This is a genomic window from Variovorax sp. P4_B10 (assembly GCF_056402375.1).
The window spans coordinates 48,654-64,274 of sequence record NZ_JBFUHN010000035.1 but is presented as its reverse complement, the minus strand read 5'-3'; the positions used below and the strand labels follow the sequence as shown (position 1 = coordinate 64,274).

The following is a 15,621-nucleotide window of genomic DNA, read 5'->3' as shown; positions in this document are numbered from 1 at the left end:
GGCCTATGGCCGCAGGCCTCCTCCTTTATTTCGCTGCGCAGAGCACACCGCCAGCGTGATCGCTCAGCGCAGCGCTTGATCCGTCGGCACCACAACCGCACCCCAAACGCCAACCCCTGGTCTGAAGCGCGGACTCAGGAAGCACCGCCCCCCAGCACCCCGGCGAACATCTCGGAATCGACATTGCCGCCGCTCACGCTGATGCCCACCGTCTTGCCGCGCCAGCGTTCCTGCTGCTGAAGCGCACCCGCCAAGGCCGCGGCGCCGGCCCCTTCGGCCACGTTGTGCGTGTCGCTGAAGAGAATGCGCATGGCTTCGGCCACCTCGTCGTCGGTCACGGTGATCACGTCGTCGGCTTCGCGCAGGATCACCTCGACCGATTCGGGCACCGGCGTGCGGCAGGCCATGCCGTCGGCCAGCCGCGTGGTGGCCGGCGATTCGACGGCCTTGCCTGCGCGGAAGGAATCGCGGTACGCCGTGGCGTGCGCCGACACCACGCCGATGAGCCGGGTCGACGCACCGCAATGCGCCCGTGCGGCCGCCGCGCCGGCAAAGCCGGAGCCCAGGCCGATGGGCACGAACAGCACGTCCGGCGGCGCGTCTTTCAACGCACTGAAGAACTCGACATACGCGGTCGACACGCCGCGCACCAGCTCGCGGTGGAACGAAGGCACGCGATGCAGCGCATCGCGCTCCGCCAGCACGGCCGCGTGTTCCGATGCCGCCTGGAAGTCGTCGCCATGCTCGACCAGCGTGACGCCGAGCGCGCGCATCGCGGCGTTCTTCTCGAGCGAGTTGCCGTGCGGCACGACGATGGTTGCGCCCAGCCCGTGCCGCCGCGCCGCGAAACCGACCGACTGGCCGTGGTTGCCGCGCGTGGCGCTGATCACATGGCGCACACCGGGCTGCTCGCGTGCGATGGTCTCGAAGTAGGTCAGGCCACCGCGGATCTTGAATGCGCCAACCGGCGTGTGGTTCTCGTGCTTGGCCCAGACGGTGGCACCGAGGCGCTGCGACAGCAGCGGCCAGGTGTATTGCGGAGTCGGTGGCATCGCCGCGTGCACGGTGCGCTGCGCGGCTTCGATCTCTTCACGGGTGAATCTCACGGAGCGTCCTCTTTCTTTCTTTCTTCTACTTGCGTTCCGTCAACGCCACGCGCACGGCCAGCGCGGCCAGCACGCTGCCCATCACATAACGCTGCGCGCGCAGCCAGCCGGCGCTTTGCGACAGCACGGCCGTGATGCTCGCGGCGCCGACGATCATCAACGTGTTGACCGCGGCGCTGCTCGCCATCTGCGCCATGCCGAGCTGCATGCTCTGCAGCAGCACCGAGCCGCGTTCGGGGTGGATGAACTGCGGAAAGAACGAGAGATAGAACATCGCGACCTTCGGGTTCAGCAGGTTCGTGAGAAAGCCCATGCGGAACAGCCTGGCCGGCGGATCGGCCGGCAGCGCGCGGGCCTCGAAGGGTGCGCTGCCGCCGGGCTTGACCGCCTGCCATGCGAGCCACAGCAGGTAGGCCGCACCGGCGAGTCGGATCGCATCGAACGCAACCGGCACCGCGAGCAGCACGGCGGTGAGTCCGAGCGCGGCCGCGAACAGGTGCACCAGGAAGGCCATCAGCACACCGCCCAGCGAGATCATCCCCGCGCGGCGGCCCTGGATCAGCGTGCGCGAGACGCAATAGATCATGTTCGGTCCCGGCGTCAGCGCCAGCAGCAGCGAGGCGAGGGCGAACCAGGCGATTTCGGTGAGGTTCAGCATGGTCAGAGTCCTTTGGATTCGAGCGTGACGGGGCCGCGCGACGTGTCGAACACCGCGACGAGATTGGGCGGGCCGGCCTCGACCGGCATGCCGGTCATGCCGATGGCCGAGAGCGCGGCGGAGAGCGCAGGCGCACGCGGATGCGCGGCGCGCAGCGATCGCAGCGCCAGGCCCGAAGCGGGCATGGAATCGGTCGGGTGCACGGCGCCCCACTGGATCAGCGTCGGCAGCGCGCCGTAGAAGAGCCGCTGGCCGTCGTCGCGCACCGTGATCTGCCATTCGAGCCGGCCGGCCGGTGTGTCGCGCGAGGCTTCGAGCAGGTGGCCGCGGTCGATGTGCGCATGTTCTTCGCGGGCCAGCGCCTGCGTTGCGGCGCTGGCATCGGGCACCCGCGCAACGAAGTGGATCAGCCGCGGGCCGCGCTGCGCGAGCCCGGCCTGCAGCGTGGCATCGTCGAGGTCGAACCAGCGGTGCGTGCCCGGACGCGAGGGCCGCTTGCCGGGCTCGACGGCGATGATTTCCGCATAGGCCCGCGGAAACGCATCGCTCGCGATGTTCAGCAGCCGGTTGTGCGTGCCCATCAGGGGGTGCGCGCCGCCTGCCGCGGGCGTGATGCCGAGCGTGGCCTCGCACCACGCCACGCCCTCGGCCAGCGAGGCGGCGGCGATCACCAGATGGTCGAGTTCGGCGTGCATGGCGATGGCCTCAGAGCGTGACGTTGCCGTCGATGCAGGTCACGGCATCGCCGCCGACCCAGATTTTTCCCTCGGCATCGCGCTCGATGTAGACGCGCCCCGCGCGGCCGAGGCACTGGCCCTGCGCGGCCAGGTAGCGCTCGGGCATGTGGCCGTCGGCGATCAGCCATTCGGCGAGGCTGGCGTTGAGGCTGCCGGTGACCGGGTCTTCGTCCACGCCCAGCGGCGAGACGAAGGCGCGCACCTCGAGGTCGATCTTCGCGCCGTCGCTGTATTCGGCCGCCGGCTTGTTGCCGAAGGCGCGCGCCTCGCGGTTCGAGCGGCCGATGAGCATCGAGGTGTCGTGTGCCGCAGGCACGCCCGCCACGCCGGCCTTCACGCCGAGTTCCTTGAGCGTGCGGTGATCGGGCGTGAGCTGCAGCACCAGGTCGGCATCGCTGACCAGCAGGCCGAACCAGACCGGCCCGTTGTCGAGCACCTGCGCTGCGACGATCTGCTGCGCCTTCAGGCCCAGCGCGCCGGCCACCTTGGCCAGCAGCGCGGGGCTCGGTGCGCTGCGCTTGAGCGGCGGCGCGGCGAAGGCCAGGCGGTCGCCGTCGCGCCGCAGCGGTACCAGGCCGGCGCCGCATTGCTGCACCACGCGGCCGGCCGCCTTGGGCTTGCCGCCGGCCTGCAGCCAGGCATGGCAGGTGCCGATGGTCGGGTGGCCCGCAAAGGGCAGTTCGCCGCCGGGCGTGAAGATGCGCACGCGGTAGTCGGCCGTCGGCTCGGTCGGCGGCAGCAGGAAGGTGGTCTCGGACAGGTTGGTCCACTGCGCGAAGCGCTGCATCGCGGCGTCGTCAATGTCCGTGCCGTCGATCACCACTGCGAGCGGATTGCCGCGGTAGGCCGTGGCGGTGAAGACGTCGACTTGCTTGAAGGGGCGGGATTTCATCAGGTTCATTCAAGGGAAAGGTCGAGCACGCCACGCGCGCCCGGGCGGGAAATGAGGGCTGCATACCAGCGCTCCACGTTCGGCCAGCTCGGCCGGTGGTATTCCGCGGCGGGCAGGCCGAACCAGCGGTGCGCTTCGCAGCCGACGGGAATGTCGGCCATGGTGAAGCGCTCGCCGGCCATGTAGGGCCGGTGCGCGAGGTGCGCGTCGAGCATCGCGAACAGCACCTCGCTCTCGCGCACCGAGGCCTCGATCAACGCGGGCTGGCGCTCCGAAGGCAGCGTGCGCACCCATTGCACGAAGGCGTCGCGGCTCGCGCGGTTGAGCGTGGTCTGCTGCCAGTCCATCCAGCGCTCGGCGTCGAAGCGCGCGGGCAGTTCGCTCGGGTAGAAGGTGCCGTGCGAATGCTTGGCGCAGAGGTAACGCACGATCACGTTCGACTCCCAGAGCGTCACGCGTTCGGCGCCTTCGCCGTCGTCGATGGTGGGCACCATCGCATTCGGATTGAGCGCGAGGTATTCGGGCGTCTGCACCACGCCGAACCTGCCGCCGGCCTCGGTGCGCTGGAAGTCGAGCCCGAGCTCCTGCGCGCACCACACCACCTTGCGGACGTTGATCGAGCTGATGCGGCCCCAGATGTTCAGCATGGACGGGTTTCCTTCTCTGTTTCGATGACTCAGGCTGGCATGACCCGGGCACTGCCGGACACACGGATCGAGCTGCCGGGTACTGGCGGAATGTCTGCGTGCAGGCGCGACAGCATGCCCATGTCTTCACCCTGCACCACGTCGATGGCGCCGCCGTGCGGCCATGCGATATCCCGAAGGTAACCGGCCAGCGCAGCCGTTGCCGCGCCTGTCGCCGGATCTTCGTAGACGCCGCCGGATGCGAAGGGGTTGCGCGTGTGGAACAACTGCGCAGTTTCGGAATGCGCCAGAACGATGGTCGTCAGTTGGGCGCGGTCCATCAGTTCGCGGCCCGCTTCCAGTGCATAGGCCATGGCCGACAGCACGGCGCGGCTCCTCAGGGCCAGTACCAGGTGGTCTGCGCCCGCGTGGATCACTGCGGGTGGAATGCGAGGGTCGAGATCTTCGGGCGCATAGCCGAAAAGGGCCAGCGCATCGGAAATCAGCTCGGGCGTCGCGGGGGCGCTGCGCGTGGGGGGCGACTGCAGTGCGGCGGCGACAACCTTGCCGTTGCGCCGGCCTTCCACCGTGATCTCCGCATGGTTCAGCGTCAGCGCGAACACGCCATCGCCCTGTTGCAGCGCCAGCGCGGCGCCCAAGGCGATCGTTGCGTGGCCGCAGAACGGCACTTCGGATTGCGGCGAGAAGTAGCGAACGCGCCAACCGGTGCCGGTCCGGGCCGCAAACGCGGTCTCCGAGAAGCCGACGTCCGCCGCGATGCTTTGCATGTGTGCCGCCGGCGGCAGCGCATTGCCGATGACGACGCCGGCAGGGTTGCCGCCTGTATCTCCGTCGGAGAAGGCTGCGATCTTCAGGATGTTCATGATGTCCTTGCCTTCAGCGCGACGCGGGCCGGTCGAGGAAGAGCAGGCGCACGGCCAGGCCCAGCATCACGGCGGCGAGCAACCCGCTCTGGAACCGTGCCGTGCCGGGACGGCGCTGCAGCCAGCGTCCGACCTGCCCGCTGCAGGCGCCGAGAGCGGTGTTGAACGCGAGCGCGGCCATCGAGAGCACGACGCCCAGCTGCACCAGTTGCAGGGGCACGCTGCCGCGCGCCGGATCGACGAACTGCGGCAGGAAGACCATGAAGAACAGCAGCGCCTTCGGATTGACCAGGTTGTTCAGCAGCGCCATGCGCACGATGCGACCGAAGCCGGCCGTCTGCGCCGGTGCGCCCCCGCGCAGGCCACCGCCGCCGCGCAGCGCCTGCACCGCGAGCCAGACCAGGTACAGCGCGCCCGCATAGCGCAGCACGTCGAACGAAGGCGGCCACGCGGCCACCAGCGCGGTGACGCCGGTCGCCGCGAAGAGCGTGTGCACCAGGTCGGCCGCCGAGATGCCGAGCGCCGCGGCGAACCCGCCGCGCGGGCCGTGCGCCACGCCGTGCGACAGCACGAAGGCCATGTTCGGGCCGGGCGAGAGGAACAGCGCCAGCACCGCGAGCAGGAAGAGCGAAAGGGTTGCGAGTCCGATCATGGGGAGTCCTGTTCTTGCGTCTCCGCGATGTCTCCGGCCGCCGTTCAGGCCGCTGCGGGTGCGAGCTTGTGCTCGCCGAGCAGCGCCAGTTCCTCGCGCAGTGTCACGGCCAGCGCGGCGATGGCGGTGTCTATCTCCTCGACGCTGGCCGTCACGAACGACAGGCGCAGCGTGCGCGGATCGCCCTGGCCCGCATAGAACGGCGCGCCGGGCACGAAGGCCACGTTGCGCTCGACGGCCTTGGGCAGCAGCTTCACGGTGTCGACGCCCTCGGGCAGGCGCGCCCACAGGAACATGCCGCCCTTGGGCGCGTTGAACTTCACGTCCAGACCCGCCATTTCGCGCGTGAGCGCGGCGATCATCGCGTCGCGCTGGCGCTTGTAGAGCGCGCGGATCGTGGGCACATGGCGGTCGAGGAAGTTGTCCTTCATCACGGCCGACACCATGCGCTGCGTGAAGATCGGCGTGTGCAGGTCGACCGCCTGCTTGGCCTGCAGCAGCTTGGGGTAGATGGCCTTCGGCGCCACCAGGAAGCCCAGGCGCAGGCCGGGCGCCAGCACCTTCGAGAACGAACCCAGGTAGATGCAGCCTTCGGGGTTGCGCGCGGTCAGCGGCAGGGGCGGGGCTTCGTCGAACCAGAGTTCGCCGTAGGGGTTGTCTTCGATGATCGGGAGCCCCGCTTCGGCGGCGGCGGCCGAGACGGCGGCGCGGCGCGCCTCGGTCATGGTGCGGCCGGTGGGGTTCTGGAAGTTGGGCAGCAGGTAGATGAAGCGCGAGTCCTTTGCCTTGGCGACCAGGTCCTCGACGATCACGCCTTCCTCGTCGCTCGCCACGCTCACCGGATTCGGCTCCATCGGGCCGAAGGCCTGCAGCGCGCCAAGGTAGGTGGGCGTTTCGACCAGCACCTTGCTGCCCGGATCGATCAGCACCTTGGCCACGAGGTCGAGGCCCTGCTGCGAGCCGGTGGTGATCAGGACCTGGGCGGGGTCGACGTTCCACGGCAGCATGTCGGCCACGGCCTGACGCAGCGGCGCGTAGCCTTCGCTGGCGGCGTACTGCAGCGCGGCCTGGCCGTCGTTGTGCAGCACGTCGGCGCAGGCATCGGCAAAAGCCTGGATCGGGAAGGTCTTGGGCGAGGGCAGGCCGCCGGCCAGGCTGATGATGCCGGGGCGCTCGGTGACCTTGAGGATTTCACGCAGCACCGACGGGTTCATCTTGGCGGCGCGGGCGGCGAGTTTCCAGTTCATGGGGTTTCTTCTTTCAGGCGGTGAGGTGAGATTCGATGGCAGGTCGCCAAGGGACGCAACATGGATTTTGTTTCAGCGGGTGCGAAGTGGGCTGGCCATCAGCTTCTTCCGGCCGCGCCGGCAGGCAGCGGCGCGGCGGCGGGCGCGGCTTGCGGCTGCGAGAGCCGCTTGCCGATGACCACCGTGGCCACCACGGCAATGGCAAAGCCCAGCGTCACCACGTCCAGCGGTTCGCCCAGCAGCGGGATGGACGCGAGGATCGAGAGAAAGGGCTGCAGCAACTGCGTCTGGCTCACGCGCAGCGCGCCGCCCAGCGCCAGGCCGCGGTACCAGGCGAAGAAGCCGATCCACATCGAGAACGTGCCGACATAGACGAAGCCCATCCAGGCCGAGGTGGCGATAGGCTGCTGCGGCCACATGGCCAGCGTGGCCGGCAGCGTGACGGGCAGCGCCATCACGCAGACCCAGCAGATCACGCGCTCTGCGCCCAGCGAGGGCGTGACCTGCGCGCCGTAGATGTAGCCGAAGGAGGCGGCGATGACCGCGCCGACCAGCAGCAGGTCGGCCCACTCGAAACCGAAGCCGTGGCCGCTCTGGCTCGCGCGCAGCACCGAGAACACCAGCACCAGCAGGCTGCCCGCGATGGCGCACAGCCAGAAACCGAGCCGCGCGCGTTGGTGCAGCACCCAGGCCGCGACGGCGGCCGTGACGAGCGGCAACAACGCCGTCACCACTGCGGCGTGGCTGGCCGTGACCACGCGCAGTGCGTAGGCCAGCAGCAGCGGGAAGCCGATGCAGTTGCCCAGCACCGCGATGCCCAACGGCTTCCACTGGTGCGCGGCCGGTCGCGGCGAGCGCGTGACGAGCAGGAAGATGGCCGACAGCACACCCGCCAGCGCCGCGCGCCCGAGCGTGACGAACCATGGCGACAGTTGTGGCGCGTCGTGCGAGCCGGTGGCCAGGCGCGTCATCGGCAGCGTGATGGCGAACATGGCCACGCCGATCACGCCCAGCCACATGCCGAGCGTTTCGTCCCTGATGTTGAGTTTGCTGCTCATACGCTCAGCATCCACCAGGCCGTGAGCACCAGCACCGCCGCCATCGCGCGGTTGAACCACAGCAGCCGCTTGCCTTTGGCCAGCCATTCGCGCAGCAGCGCGCCGACCAGCGCATAGGTGAAGTTGCTGACGAAGGCATAGGCCAGCATCACCGGCGCCACGATGGCGAAGCGGCCGAGTGCATCGGGCTGCCCCGCGATCCAGCCCGCCACCAGCGTGAGCGCGAGCAGCCAGGCCTTGATGTTGACGAACTGCAGCATCACGCCCTGGCCGAAGCCGACGGTGAGGCTGGCGCTGTCGGCACGGCCGAGCGTGCCGCTGCCGCTGAGCTTGTAGGCCAGCCACAACAAGTAGGCGATGCCGAGGGCCTTGATGGCCAGGCGCAGCGGCGGCACCGCCACCACCAGCGCGCCGACGCCGGCCGCGCAAAGCACCAGCAGCAAGGTCCAGCCGATCGGCACCGCGACCACGAAGCGCATGGCGCGCGGCAGGCCGCCGTTGGCCGCGAGGGCGGTGGACAGCGTGGTGTTGGGCCCGGGCGAAAAACTCATCGCCGTGGCCAGCACCAGCAGCGCGGTGAATTCTTGCCAGTTCATGGCACACACTCTAAACTTGAGACCATTACAGTTCCAGTACAGATGGTCGAACAAACAAGGCATCTGTATTGGCCATTCCTTCGACACAGCGCCCCTCACGGAGCGACCGCATGCTGACACGAACCTCCACCCAGTCGCTGACGGGGCAACTGGCCGACCGCCTGGCCGAGCGCATCCGCACCCGCCTGCTGCCGCCCGGCGCCCGCCTGCCGTCGGTGCGCGAATGCGCGCGGCAGCAGGGCGTGAGCCCCTACACGGTCGTTGCCGCCTACGACCAGCTGCTGGCGCAGGGCCTGGTCGAAGCCCGCCGGCAGCGCGGTTTCTACGTGCGGGATTCGGCCCCCGCGCAGGAGAGCCGCACGCCGCCCAACGCGGCGCCGATGGTCATGCAGATGATGGCCTCGCGTGTGCCGGCCGACGCCAGCTCGCTGATCCGCAGCATGTTCCACCGCCCGAGCGACAAGCCCCAACCGGGCATGGGCGTGTTTCCGCCGGACTGGATGTCGTCGACCTTCATGCCGACCGCGGTGCGGCGCATGACCAGTACAGCCGTGTTGCAGGAACTGTCGCTGCAGTACGGCGAGCCGGCCGGCGACATGAGCCTGCGCCGCAGCCTTTCGCAAAAGCTCGTGGGCATCAACGTGCCTGCCGCGCCCGACCAGATCATCACCACGATCGGCGCCACCCATGCGCTGGACATCGTGAGCCGCACGCTGCTGCGCGCGGGCGACCCGGTGATGGTCGAGGAGCCGGGCTGGGCGCTGGAGTTCGCGCGGCTCGAGGCGCTGGGCATGCGCATCCTGCCGGTGCCACGGCGCGCCGACGGGCCCGACCTCGAGGTGATGGCGCAGTACTGCAAGCTGCACAGCCCCAAGCTCTTCGTCAGCGTGAGTGTGCTGCACAACCCGACCGGCTACAGCCTCACGCCGGGCAGCGCGCACCGCGTGCTCAAGCTGGCCAACGAGCACGACTTCCACATCGTCGAGGACGACACCTACAGCCACCTCGCGCCCGAGCACGCCACGCGGCTGAGCGCGCTCGACGGGCTGCAGCGCACGATCTACGTGAGCGGCTTCGCGAAGATCCTGGCGCCCAACTGGCGCATCGGCTTCCTGGCTGCCCCGCCCGCGCTGAAGGAGCGGCTGCTCGAAACCAAGCTGCTGGCCACGCTGACCTCGCCCACGCTGTTCGAGCGGGCGTTGTCGTGGTGCATCGATCAAGGCCAGCTGCGCCGCCATTCCGAGCGCGTGCGCATCCGGCTCGACGGCGCGCGCGGCCGGGCGGTCAAGCTGGCGATGTCGCATGGCTGCACCTTCGCGTCGGAGCCGGCCGGGCTGTTCGGCTGGGTCGATACCGGCGTCGATACCGATGCGCTGACCCAGCGCATGCTCGATCAGGGCTATCTGCTCGCGCCGGGTTCGCTGTTCCACGCGCGCCGGCCGCCGAGCACGATGATGCGGATCAATTTCGCCACTTCGCAGGACGCCACGTTCTGGAAGGTTTTCAGCAGGGTCCGCAGCGAGCTTTGACGGCAGGTAACAGGCGGGGCGGTCCGGGCCAAACGCCAAAGGCTTGGAGTAAGCTGGGAACACAAGAAAACCCAACCCGGAGACCCCCTGCATGAGCAACGCCAGCCAACCCTTTGCCTTCAGTCAATTCGTCCCTGGATTCGACTTTCTGAAGAATCTTGCGGGGGGCGCCGCTGCGGGTGCCGGCGCCGGATCGGTGCCGGGCATTCCGAGCCTGGCGAGCTGGGTGGCCCCCACGCTGAGCGTGGAAGAGGTCGACAAGCGCATCCAGGAACTCAAGACGGTGCAGTACTGGCTCGAGCAGAACGGCCATGCGCTCAAGGCCACGATCCAGGCGCTCGAAGTGCAGAAGATGACCTTGTCGACCCTGCGCGGCATGAATGTGCGGATGGAAGACATCGCCAACGCGTTCACCAGGCAGGCGGCCGCCGTGGCGCCGGCCCCCGCGCCTGCGCCTGCGCCCGCACCGGTGGCGGCTGCGCCGGTCGAGCCCGAAGCCGAGGCCGAGCCGGAAGAGACGCCGGCACCGAAGAAACCCCGCAGCAAGCCGGCCTCGGCCGCCGCGGCATCGTCGGGCGAGACCGGCGTGGTCGACCCGATGCAATGGTGGGGCTCGCTGACCGAGCAGTTCCAGCAGATCGCCAGCTCGGCGCTGCAGGATGCGGCCCAGCTCAAGGTGCCCGCCGTGGCCCAGCCGCTGGCCGATGCGGTCGGCAAGGTGATGGGCAAGCCGGCCGCCGGCAAGCCCGCGGCCAAGAAGGCGGCAGCGCCCGCCGCGAAGAAAAAGGCGTCGCCCGCTGCGCGCAAGCGAACCACCGGCCGGCGCTGACGTCATACGTACATGCTTTTTTGAAGAGAACGGGTTGGCACGCATCATGAAGTTGTTTCCCACCGGTCATGCCACCCATCCGCAATGGCGCATGGCGGCCGGCCTCGTGCTGGCCCAGCTGCGCGCGCAGATGGCCTTGCCCGACTACGCGTCGTCGCCGACGCTCGGGCTGCTCTACATCACCGACCACTATGCGGCCGATGCGCAGGAGATCCTCGATCACCTGAGCGCGGAGTTGCCCGAAGTGACCGACTGGTCGGGCACGGTCGGCGTCGGGGTTTCGGCCAACAACGCCGAATATTTCGACGAGCCCGGCATGAGCCTGATGCTGTGCGCGCTGCCGAGCGACCAGTACCGCGTGTTCTCGGGTGTGGCGCCGCTGAGCAGTTCGGAGATGAGCGGGTTCGAGGCGCACACGGCGCTCGTCCATGCGGACCCCGCAACGCCCGACCTGACCGAGCTGATCGGCGAGATGGCCGGCCGCACCGACACCGGCTACCTGTTCGGCGGACTCTCGTCGGGCCGCGGCGGTGCGCTGCAGTTTGCCGTTGGCGGCAACGGCAACATCCGCGGGCACGGCGCGGCGGGCGGCGTGTTCTCGGGCGGTCTGTCGGGCGTGGTGTTCGGAGACGGCGTGCGGCTGGTGTCGCGCGTCACGCAAGGCTGCCAGCCGCTGCGCTCGGGTGCGGTGCGCGAGCGCGAGATCACCGAGGCCGACGGCAACCTGGTGCTCAAGCTCGATGGCGAGCCCGCGCTGGATGTGCTGCTGGCCGACCTGCAGGTGTCGCTCGAACGCCCGCAGGAGGCCATCGACGCCGTGCGTGCCACCCTGGTGGGCCTCGCCGACGCGGGCAGCGACGGCATTCGCCGCACCGGCGACCTGGGGGCCGATGTGCTGGTGCGCCACATCATCGGCCTGGACCCCACGCGCCGCGGCATCGCGATCGCCGACGTGGCCGAGGCCGGCATGCGGCTGACCTTCTGCCGCCGCAACGCGCAGGCCGCGCGTGCCGACCTGATGCGCATCTGCGCGGAAATCCGCGAGGAGCTCGAGCCGCAAGAGCAGACGCTGGCCACCGCCCGCGCCGTCGCGGCGGGCGAGGCCGAAGCGGCGCCGCATCCCGCACGCCGCATTGCGGGCGCGGTGTACGTGAGCTGCTCGGGGCGCGGCGGGCCGCACTTCGGTGCACCGGGCGCCGAGCTGCAGATCGTGCGGCACGCATTGGGCGATGTGCCGCTGGTCGGTTTCTTCGCCGCGGGCGAGATCGCCCGGCACCATCTGTATGGCTATACCGGCGTGTTGACGGTGTTCACCACTGCGGATTGACGGGCAAAGCCGTCTGCTGCTTGCGTCGGGCCCGGCCGTGGCGGCCGTAGTGGTACTGGCTTGATCGGCGCTGCCGCGTCGAGAGCCTCTGCTTAACAGCGTCCGCGTTGTGGTCCGGGATCGCCCTTGCTTGGCAGCTTCGCGATGGCCGCGATGTTCCCCCTTTTTTTGATCTTGGCATGGTGACGCCAAGGGCCCGTGCGCGCCGGGTTTTTGCGGGGGGCCAGCGACGCAAAAGCAGAGTTGTTAATTATTTGATGTAATCAAGTTGTCACAAAAGATAACTAGACGAGCGAGCCGATTCCGCGAGGCTGGCGACTGCCCAGAATTTTGTGTACTTAAGTATAAATATTTCGCTTCGATGGCTTGCTGGAGAACCTCCAGGTTCTGTGTTTCACGATGAGTTGCTTGGCTTTCAATGAAATCATATTTTTGGATGATTTCTTTCGATCCGAAGAAAACGGACTTCGATCTCACCCGTCCAATCGACGCTTTCTTCGCGGTCTTTTTTCTTTTTCGTGCCAATCCTTGGGAATACCCCAGCGCGAGGAATACCCAGTTTCGGACGGAGGTCGGATTCCCGTCGGATCCATCATGGATTCGCTGAATTTGCCTCGAACGAAGGACGGCTGGGCAAGTGCTGCCATCGCCGACCTGAAGCCTGCACCGGAATTGAACGTACTGGGACTTGGCGAGAAGAGTTTGGTCATCGGATGGGGGATGCCTCCTTCCGTATTGCAATATATTCGCTCCTGCGGTGCATCATTTATTGATGTGGAAGTGCATTCGCTGCGATTTTCCCGTCATCTTCATCTGGGCGTGCGAACCAACAATAGAAAAATTGCGACCGTCTTTTCCAGGGTCAAAGTGCCAAATGAAACATTTCAAAGTGCGGTGATTGGAATGAAGGCCCTCTTCTCGCGGCGAGGTGACAGCGCAATGTTCTGCCGTGATTCACGGGTTGGCGTTTTTCTGGGGCAGACTGAAGTTGATCTGGCGCTGGTGTGCAATGGGCAACTTGTACGTCCGATGGATGTGATTGAGAAAGTCGCTTGCCTGGCGGCTACCGTGGATGTTCTGGCGATCAAGCCGCATCCTTATCAAGAAAATACGGCGCAGCTCGATGATTTATTCCGGCGCATACCGAATGCAGTCGAAGTTGATTGCAACATATACGCGATGCTGTGCGCCGAAAATGTCGATTTCTTCGCCGGAATTTCGTCTGGTGCGCTGATCGAGGCGGAGTATTTCGGTCGGCGAAAGGAAAGAATCATTGAGCAGGATAGAAATAACGCTGCCTATCTCCCGGTTGATTGCAGCGACTGGATCCCTGTCGGAAGCGAAATAGCATCGCTTCCTGTGATGAGGGATGCGGTCAGCCGATCGTGCGTTCCATTTTTTCTAATGCCGAGGAGACGCTATGCTGCGGTCATATCCACGGCCAATTCTGGCCTGATAGATCAGGCTTTCGGGGTTCGTTGGGGACTGCAACTCGACGCTGCCGGAGTGCGGTCTACCCCCAGGGTGGCGTTGGGTGGCGATGTCCGATTCGGAAGCGACAGCGCTTATGCACCGGGGCTGACTTCTGGCTGGCATGAGCCAGAAACCTGGGGTGTCTGGAGCTCAGGGGGAAAAGCATCCTTTCTTCTGATGCTCGACACCGCAGAACTCCATGCCGTTGAGCGGGTGCGAATCACCGTGATAGGCGCACTCTATCAACCGAAGGGAAGCCCTTCGGTTGAACTGGAGGTTCGAATCAATGGCGAAACCTGCCAACCCATCAAGATAGACGAATCGTTGATGTTCTTCCGCGATTTCGAGGCGTGCCAATTGCACGCCAAGTCGTTCTTGATGGCTGAGTTTTTGGTGAAGGGTGCGCATCGACCTTGCGATCTATCTCCAAGCACGGACGCTCGATGCTTGGGCTTCGGGCTTCACTTGCTAAGAGCTGACGCGCTGAATAGCGGCGAGGACGAAGCTGCGAGCGTCGACAGCCGTGAGCCTGTCGACGACCTTCAAATGGCGATTGCGGCGCATTGAATTCCGCCTCCCCTTGCTCGAGCGGTGTGCAAGCCTGAACCAGTCAATGTCTCACGATGCACTCGTCGGGTAGGTGCGAGTGGCCCCTGCGAGACTCGCTGACGCAATCCCCGTGAACGCGAAATCCACCTCGGGCGCGAGCCCGCTCACGATCCGCGCGATCGACTTGCCCGAGCCGCAGGCGTGCGTCCAGCCGAGCGTGCCGTGGCCGGTGTTGAGGTACAGGTTCGGCAGCTTCGTCTTGCCGATCATCGGCACATTGCTCGGCGTCGCGGGACGCAGGCCGGTCCAGAACTGGGCCTGCGTGGTGTCGCCGGCGCCGGGGAACAGTTCTTCCACGCGTCGCACGATGGCTTCGCAGCGCACGCGGTTCAGGTCGCGGTCGTAGCCGTTGAGCTCGGCCGTGCCGGCGATGCGAAGGCGGTCGCCCGACTCGGAGGTGTAGCGCGAGAACACGAGCTTGAACTCGTCGTCGGTCAGCGAGACCTGGTGCGCCTTCGATGCGTCCTTGACGGGCAGCGTCACCGAGTAGCCCTTGGCCGGGTAGATCGGCAGGCGGATGCCCAGCGGCGCCGCGTAGAGCGGGCTGAGCGAGCCCATCGCGAGCACGAAGGCGTCGCCGCGGATGCGCTGGAAGCGGCCTTCGCTGTCGGTGGCCTCGACGTGGTCGATGCTGCCGCCGGCTTCGCGCAGGGCAGTCACCGTGTGGCTCATGAGGAACTTCACGCCGGCCGCGGCGGCGAGGCCCACGAGTTCGCGCGCAAAGCGGTTGGCGTCCCCGGATTCGTCTTCGGCCGTGTAGGTGGCGCCGGCCAGTTGCGGGCGGATGTGGGCGAGGGCGGGCTCGATCTTCACGGCCTCGTCGGCTGAGATCACCAGCCGCTCGCAGCCCAGCGCGCGCATCTGCTCGGCGGGCTTGAGTGCGCCGTCGAACTCTTTCTGCGTCGTATAGAAATGCAGGATGCCCTGGGTGCGCTGGTCGTAGCTCAGACCGGTATCTCGGCGCAACTGCTGCAACATTTCGCGGCTGTAGGTGCCCAGGCGGACGATCTGCTCGATGTTGTGTTTCGTGCGCGCCGGCGTGCATTCGCGCAAGAACTGCAGGCCCCAGAGCCACTGGCGCATGTCGGCGCGGATGCGAAAGAGCAGCGGCGCATCTTCCTTGCCCAGCCATTGCAGCACCTTGAGCGGCGCGCTCGGGTTGGCCCAGGGTTCGGCGTGGCTGACCGAGATCTGCCCGCCGTTCGCAAAGCTGGTTTCGGCGGCCGGGGTGGCCTGCCGGTCGATCACGGTCACGTCGTGGCCGAGTTGCTGGAGGTAGTAAGCCGAGGTCACGCCGAGCAGGCCGGCGCCAAGAACGATCACGCGCATTTCAAGTACCTTTGAGGTTGCAGCGCTTGAACGGCGGGCGTGGTTTGCTATTGAATCAATAGCAAGCAA

Annotated in this window: 15 protein-coding genes; 4 read left to right on the top strand and 11 right to left on the bottom strand. The window is 67.2% G+C overall.

Annotation, left to right across the window (positions count from 1 at the left end; genetic code table 11):
- Positions 1 to 134: 134 nt before the first annotated feature.
- From AC1DXX_RS17725 to AC1DXX_RS17680, 10 genes are all read right to left on the bottom strand, one after another.
- On the bottom strand, positions 135 to 1,106 hold the full coding sequence (locus tag AC1DXX_RS17725; RefSeq protein WP_478135519.1) for a threonine dehydratase: 972 nt from the start codon (positions 1,104 to 1,106) through the stop codon (positions 135 to 137).
- Positions 1,107 to 1,131: 25 nt separating this feature from the next.
- Positions 1,132 to 1,764, bottom strand: coding sequence for a LysE family translocator (locus tag AC1DXX_RS17720; protein ID WP_478135518.1), 633 nt, complete (start codon positions 1,762 to 1,764; stop codon positions 1,132 to 1,134).
- Between the two features lie 2 nt (positions 1,765 to 1,766).
- Positions 1,767 to 2,459: a VOC family protein gene (locus tag AC1DXX_RS17715; protein WP_478135517.1), complete on the bottom strand. Its 693-nt coding sequence runs from the start codon at positions 2,457 to 2,459 to the stop codon at positions 1,767 to 1,769.
- 10 nt (positions 2,460 to 2,469) lie between these two features.
- Positions 2,470 to 3,393 carry a PhzF family phenazine biosynthesis protein gene (locus AC1DXX_RS17710; RefSeq protein WP_478135516.1) on the bottom strand — a complete coding sequence of 308 codons (924 nt, stop codon included), beginning with the start codon at positions 3,391 to 3,393 and terminating at the stop codon, positions 2,470 to 2,472.
- 5 nt (positions 3,394 to 3,398) lie between these two features.
- Positions 3,399 to 4,040, bottom strand: coding sequence for a glutathione S-transferase family protein (locus AC1DXX_RS17705; RefSeq protein ID WP_478135515.1), 642 nt, complete (start codon positions 4,038 to 4,040; stop codon positions 3,399 to 3,401).
- A gap of 29 nt (positions 4,041 to 4,069) precedes the next feature.
- Complete coding sequence (locus AC1DXX_RS17700; protein ID WP_478135514.1) at positions 4,070 to 4,903, bottom strand: PhzF family phenazine biosynthesis protein; 834 nt, start codon at positions 4,901 to 4,903, stop codon at positions 4,070 to 4,072.
- A gap of 13 nt (positions 4,904 to 4,916) precedes the next feature.
- Positions 4,917 to 5,555 (bottom strand): LysE family translocator, encoded by a 639-nt coding sequence (locus tag AC1DXX_RS17695; protein ID WP_478135513.1) that lies wholly within the window; start codon positions 5,553 to 5,555, stop codon positions 4,917 to 4,919.
- A 44-nt stretch (positions 5,556 to 5,599) separates the two neighbouring features.
- On the bottom strand, positions 5,600 to 6,802 hold the full coding sequence (locus tag AC1DXX_RS17690) for an aminotransferase-like domain-containing protein (protein ID WP_478135512.1): 1,203 nt from the start codon (positions 6,800 to 6,802) through the stop codon (positions 5,600 to 5,602).
- Positions 6,803 to 6,900: 98 nt separating this feature from the next.
- Complete coding sequence (locus AC1DXX_RS17685; RefSeq protein WP_478135511.1) at positions 6,901 to 7,860, bottom strand: DMT family transporter; 960 nt, start codon at positions 7,858 to 7,860, stop codon at positions 6,901 to 6,903.
- Complete coding sequence (locus tag AC1DXX_RS17680) at positions 7,857 to 8,456, bottom strand: LysE family translocator (protein WP_478135510.1); 600 nt, start codon at positions 8,454 to 8,456, stop codon at positions 7,857 to 7,859. The genes AC1DXX_RS17685 and AC1DXX_RS17680 overlap by 4 nt, the downstream gene beginning before the upstream one ends.
- A gap of 110 nt (positions 8,457 to 8,566) precedes the next feature.
- Here AC1DXX_RS17680 and AC1DXX_RS17675 point away from each other — a divergent pair, with 110 nt between their 5' ends.
- The 4 genes from AC1DXX_RS17675 (at position 8,567) to AC1DXX_RS17660 (ending at position 14,181) form a co-directional block, all read left to right on the top strand.
- Positions 8,567 to 9,985, top strand: coding sequence for an aminotransferase-like domain-containing protein (locus AC1DXX_RS17675; RefSeq protein ID WP_478135509.1), 1,419 nt, complete (start codon positions 8,567 to 8,569; stop codon positions 9,983 to 9,985).
- A 91-nt stretch (positions 9,986 to 10,076) separates the two neighbouring features.
- On the top strand, positions 10,077 to 10,814 hold the full coding sequence (locus AC1DXX_RS17670; RefSeq protein WP_478135508.1) for a PhaM family polyhydroxyalkanoate granule multifunctional regulatory protein: 738 nt from the start codon (positions 10,077 to 10,079) through the stop codon (positions 10,812 to 10,814).
- Between the two features lie 46 nt (positions 10,815 to 10,860).
- Positions 10,861 to 12,141, top strand: coding sequence for an FIST signal transduction protein (locus AC1DXX_RS17665; RefSeq protein ID WP_478135507.1), 1,281 nt, complete (start codon positions 10,861 to 10,863; stop codon positions 12,139 to 12,141).
- A gap of 408 nt (positions 12,142 to 12,549) precedes the next feature.
- A complete protein-coding gene (locus tag AC1DXX_RS17660; protein ID WP_478135506.1) occupies positions 12,550 to 14,181 on the top strand; it encodes a hypothetical protein in 1,632 nt (543 codons plus the stop codon).
- 51 nt (positions 14,182 to 14,232) lie between these two features.
- Here AC1DXX_RS17660 and AC1DXX_RS17655 read toward each other — a convergent pair whose 3' ends face one another.
- Positions 14,233 to 15,552, bottom strand: a complete 1,320-nt coding sequence (locus AC1DXX_RS17655) for a D-amino acid dehydrogenase (protein WP_478135505.1) — start codon at positions 15,550 to 15,552, stop codon at positions 14,233 to 14,235.
- Positions 15,553 to 15,621: the final 69 nt, after the last annotated feature.

Coding starts and splice junctions, on each gene's coding strand:
- AC1DXX_RS17675 (WP_478135509.1), top strand. CDS start 8,567: ATGCTGACACGAACCTCCACCCAGTCGCTGACGGGGCAACTGGCCGAC.
- AC1DXX_RS17720 (WP_478135518.1), bottom strand. CDS start 1,764: ATGCTGAACCTCACCGAAATCGCCTGGTTCGCCCTCGCCTCGCTGCTG.
- AC1DXX_RS17680 (WP_478135510.1), bottom strand. CDS start 8,456: ATGAACTGGCAAGAATTCACCGCGCTGCTGGTGCTGGCCACGGCGATG.
- AC1DXX_RS17670 (WP_478135508.1), top strand. CDS start 10,077: ATGAGCAACGCCAGCCAACCCTTTGCCTTCAGTCAATTCGTCCCTGGA.
- AC1DXX_RS17705 (WP_478135515.1), bottom strand. CDS start 4,040: ATGCTGAACATCTGGGGCCGCATCAGCTCGATCAACGTCCGCAAGGTG.
- AC1DXX_RS17685 (WP_478135511.1), bottom strand. CDS start 7,860: ATGAGCAGCAAACTCAACATCAGGGACGAAACGCTCGGCATGTGGCTG.
- AC1DXX_RS17695 (WP_478135513.1), bottom strand. CDS start 5,555: ATGATCGGACTCGCAACCCTTTCGCTCTTCCTGCTCGCGGTGCTGGCG.
- AC1DXX_RS17715 (WP_478135517.1), bottom strand. CDS start 2,459: ATGCACGCCGAACTCGACCATCTGGTGATCGCCGCCGCCTCGCTGGCC.
- AC1DXX_RS17710 (WP_478135516.1), bottom strand. CDS start 3,393: ATGAAATCCCGCCCCTTCAAGCAAGTCGACGTCTTCACCGCCACGGCC.
- AC1DXX_RS17665 (WP_478135507.1), top strand. CDS start 10,861: ATGAAGTTGTTTCCCACCGGTCATGCCACCCATCCGCAATGGCGCATG.
- AC1DXX_RS17655 (WP_478135505.1), bottom strand. CDS start 15,552: ATGCGCGTGATCGTTCTTGGCGCCGGCCTGCTCGGCGTGACCTCGGCT.
- AC1DXX_RS17700 (WP_478135514.1), bottom strand. CDS start 4,903: ATGAACATCCTGAAGATCGCAGCCTTCTCCGACGGAGATACAGGCGGC.
- AC1DXX_RS17690 (WP_478135512.1), bottom strand. CDS start 6,802: ATGAACTGGAAACTCGCCGCCCGCGCCGCCAAGATGAACCCGTCGGTG.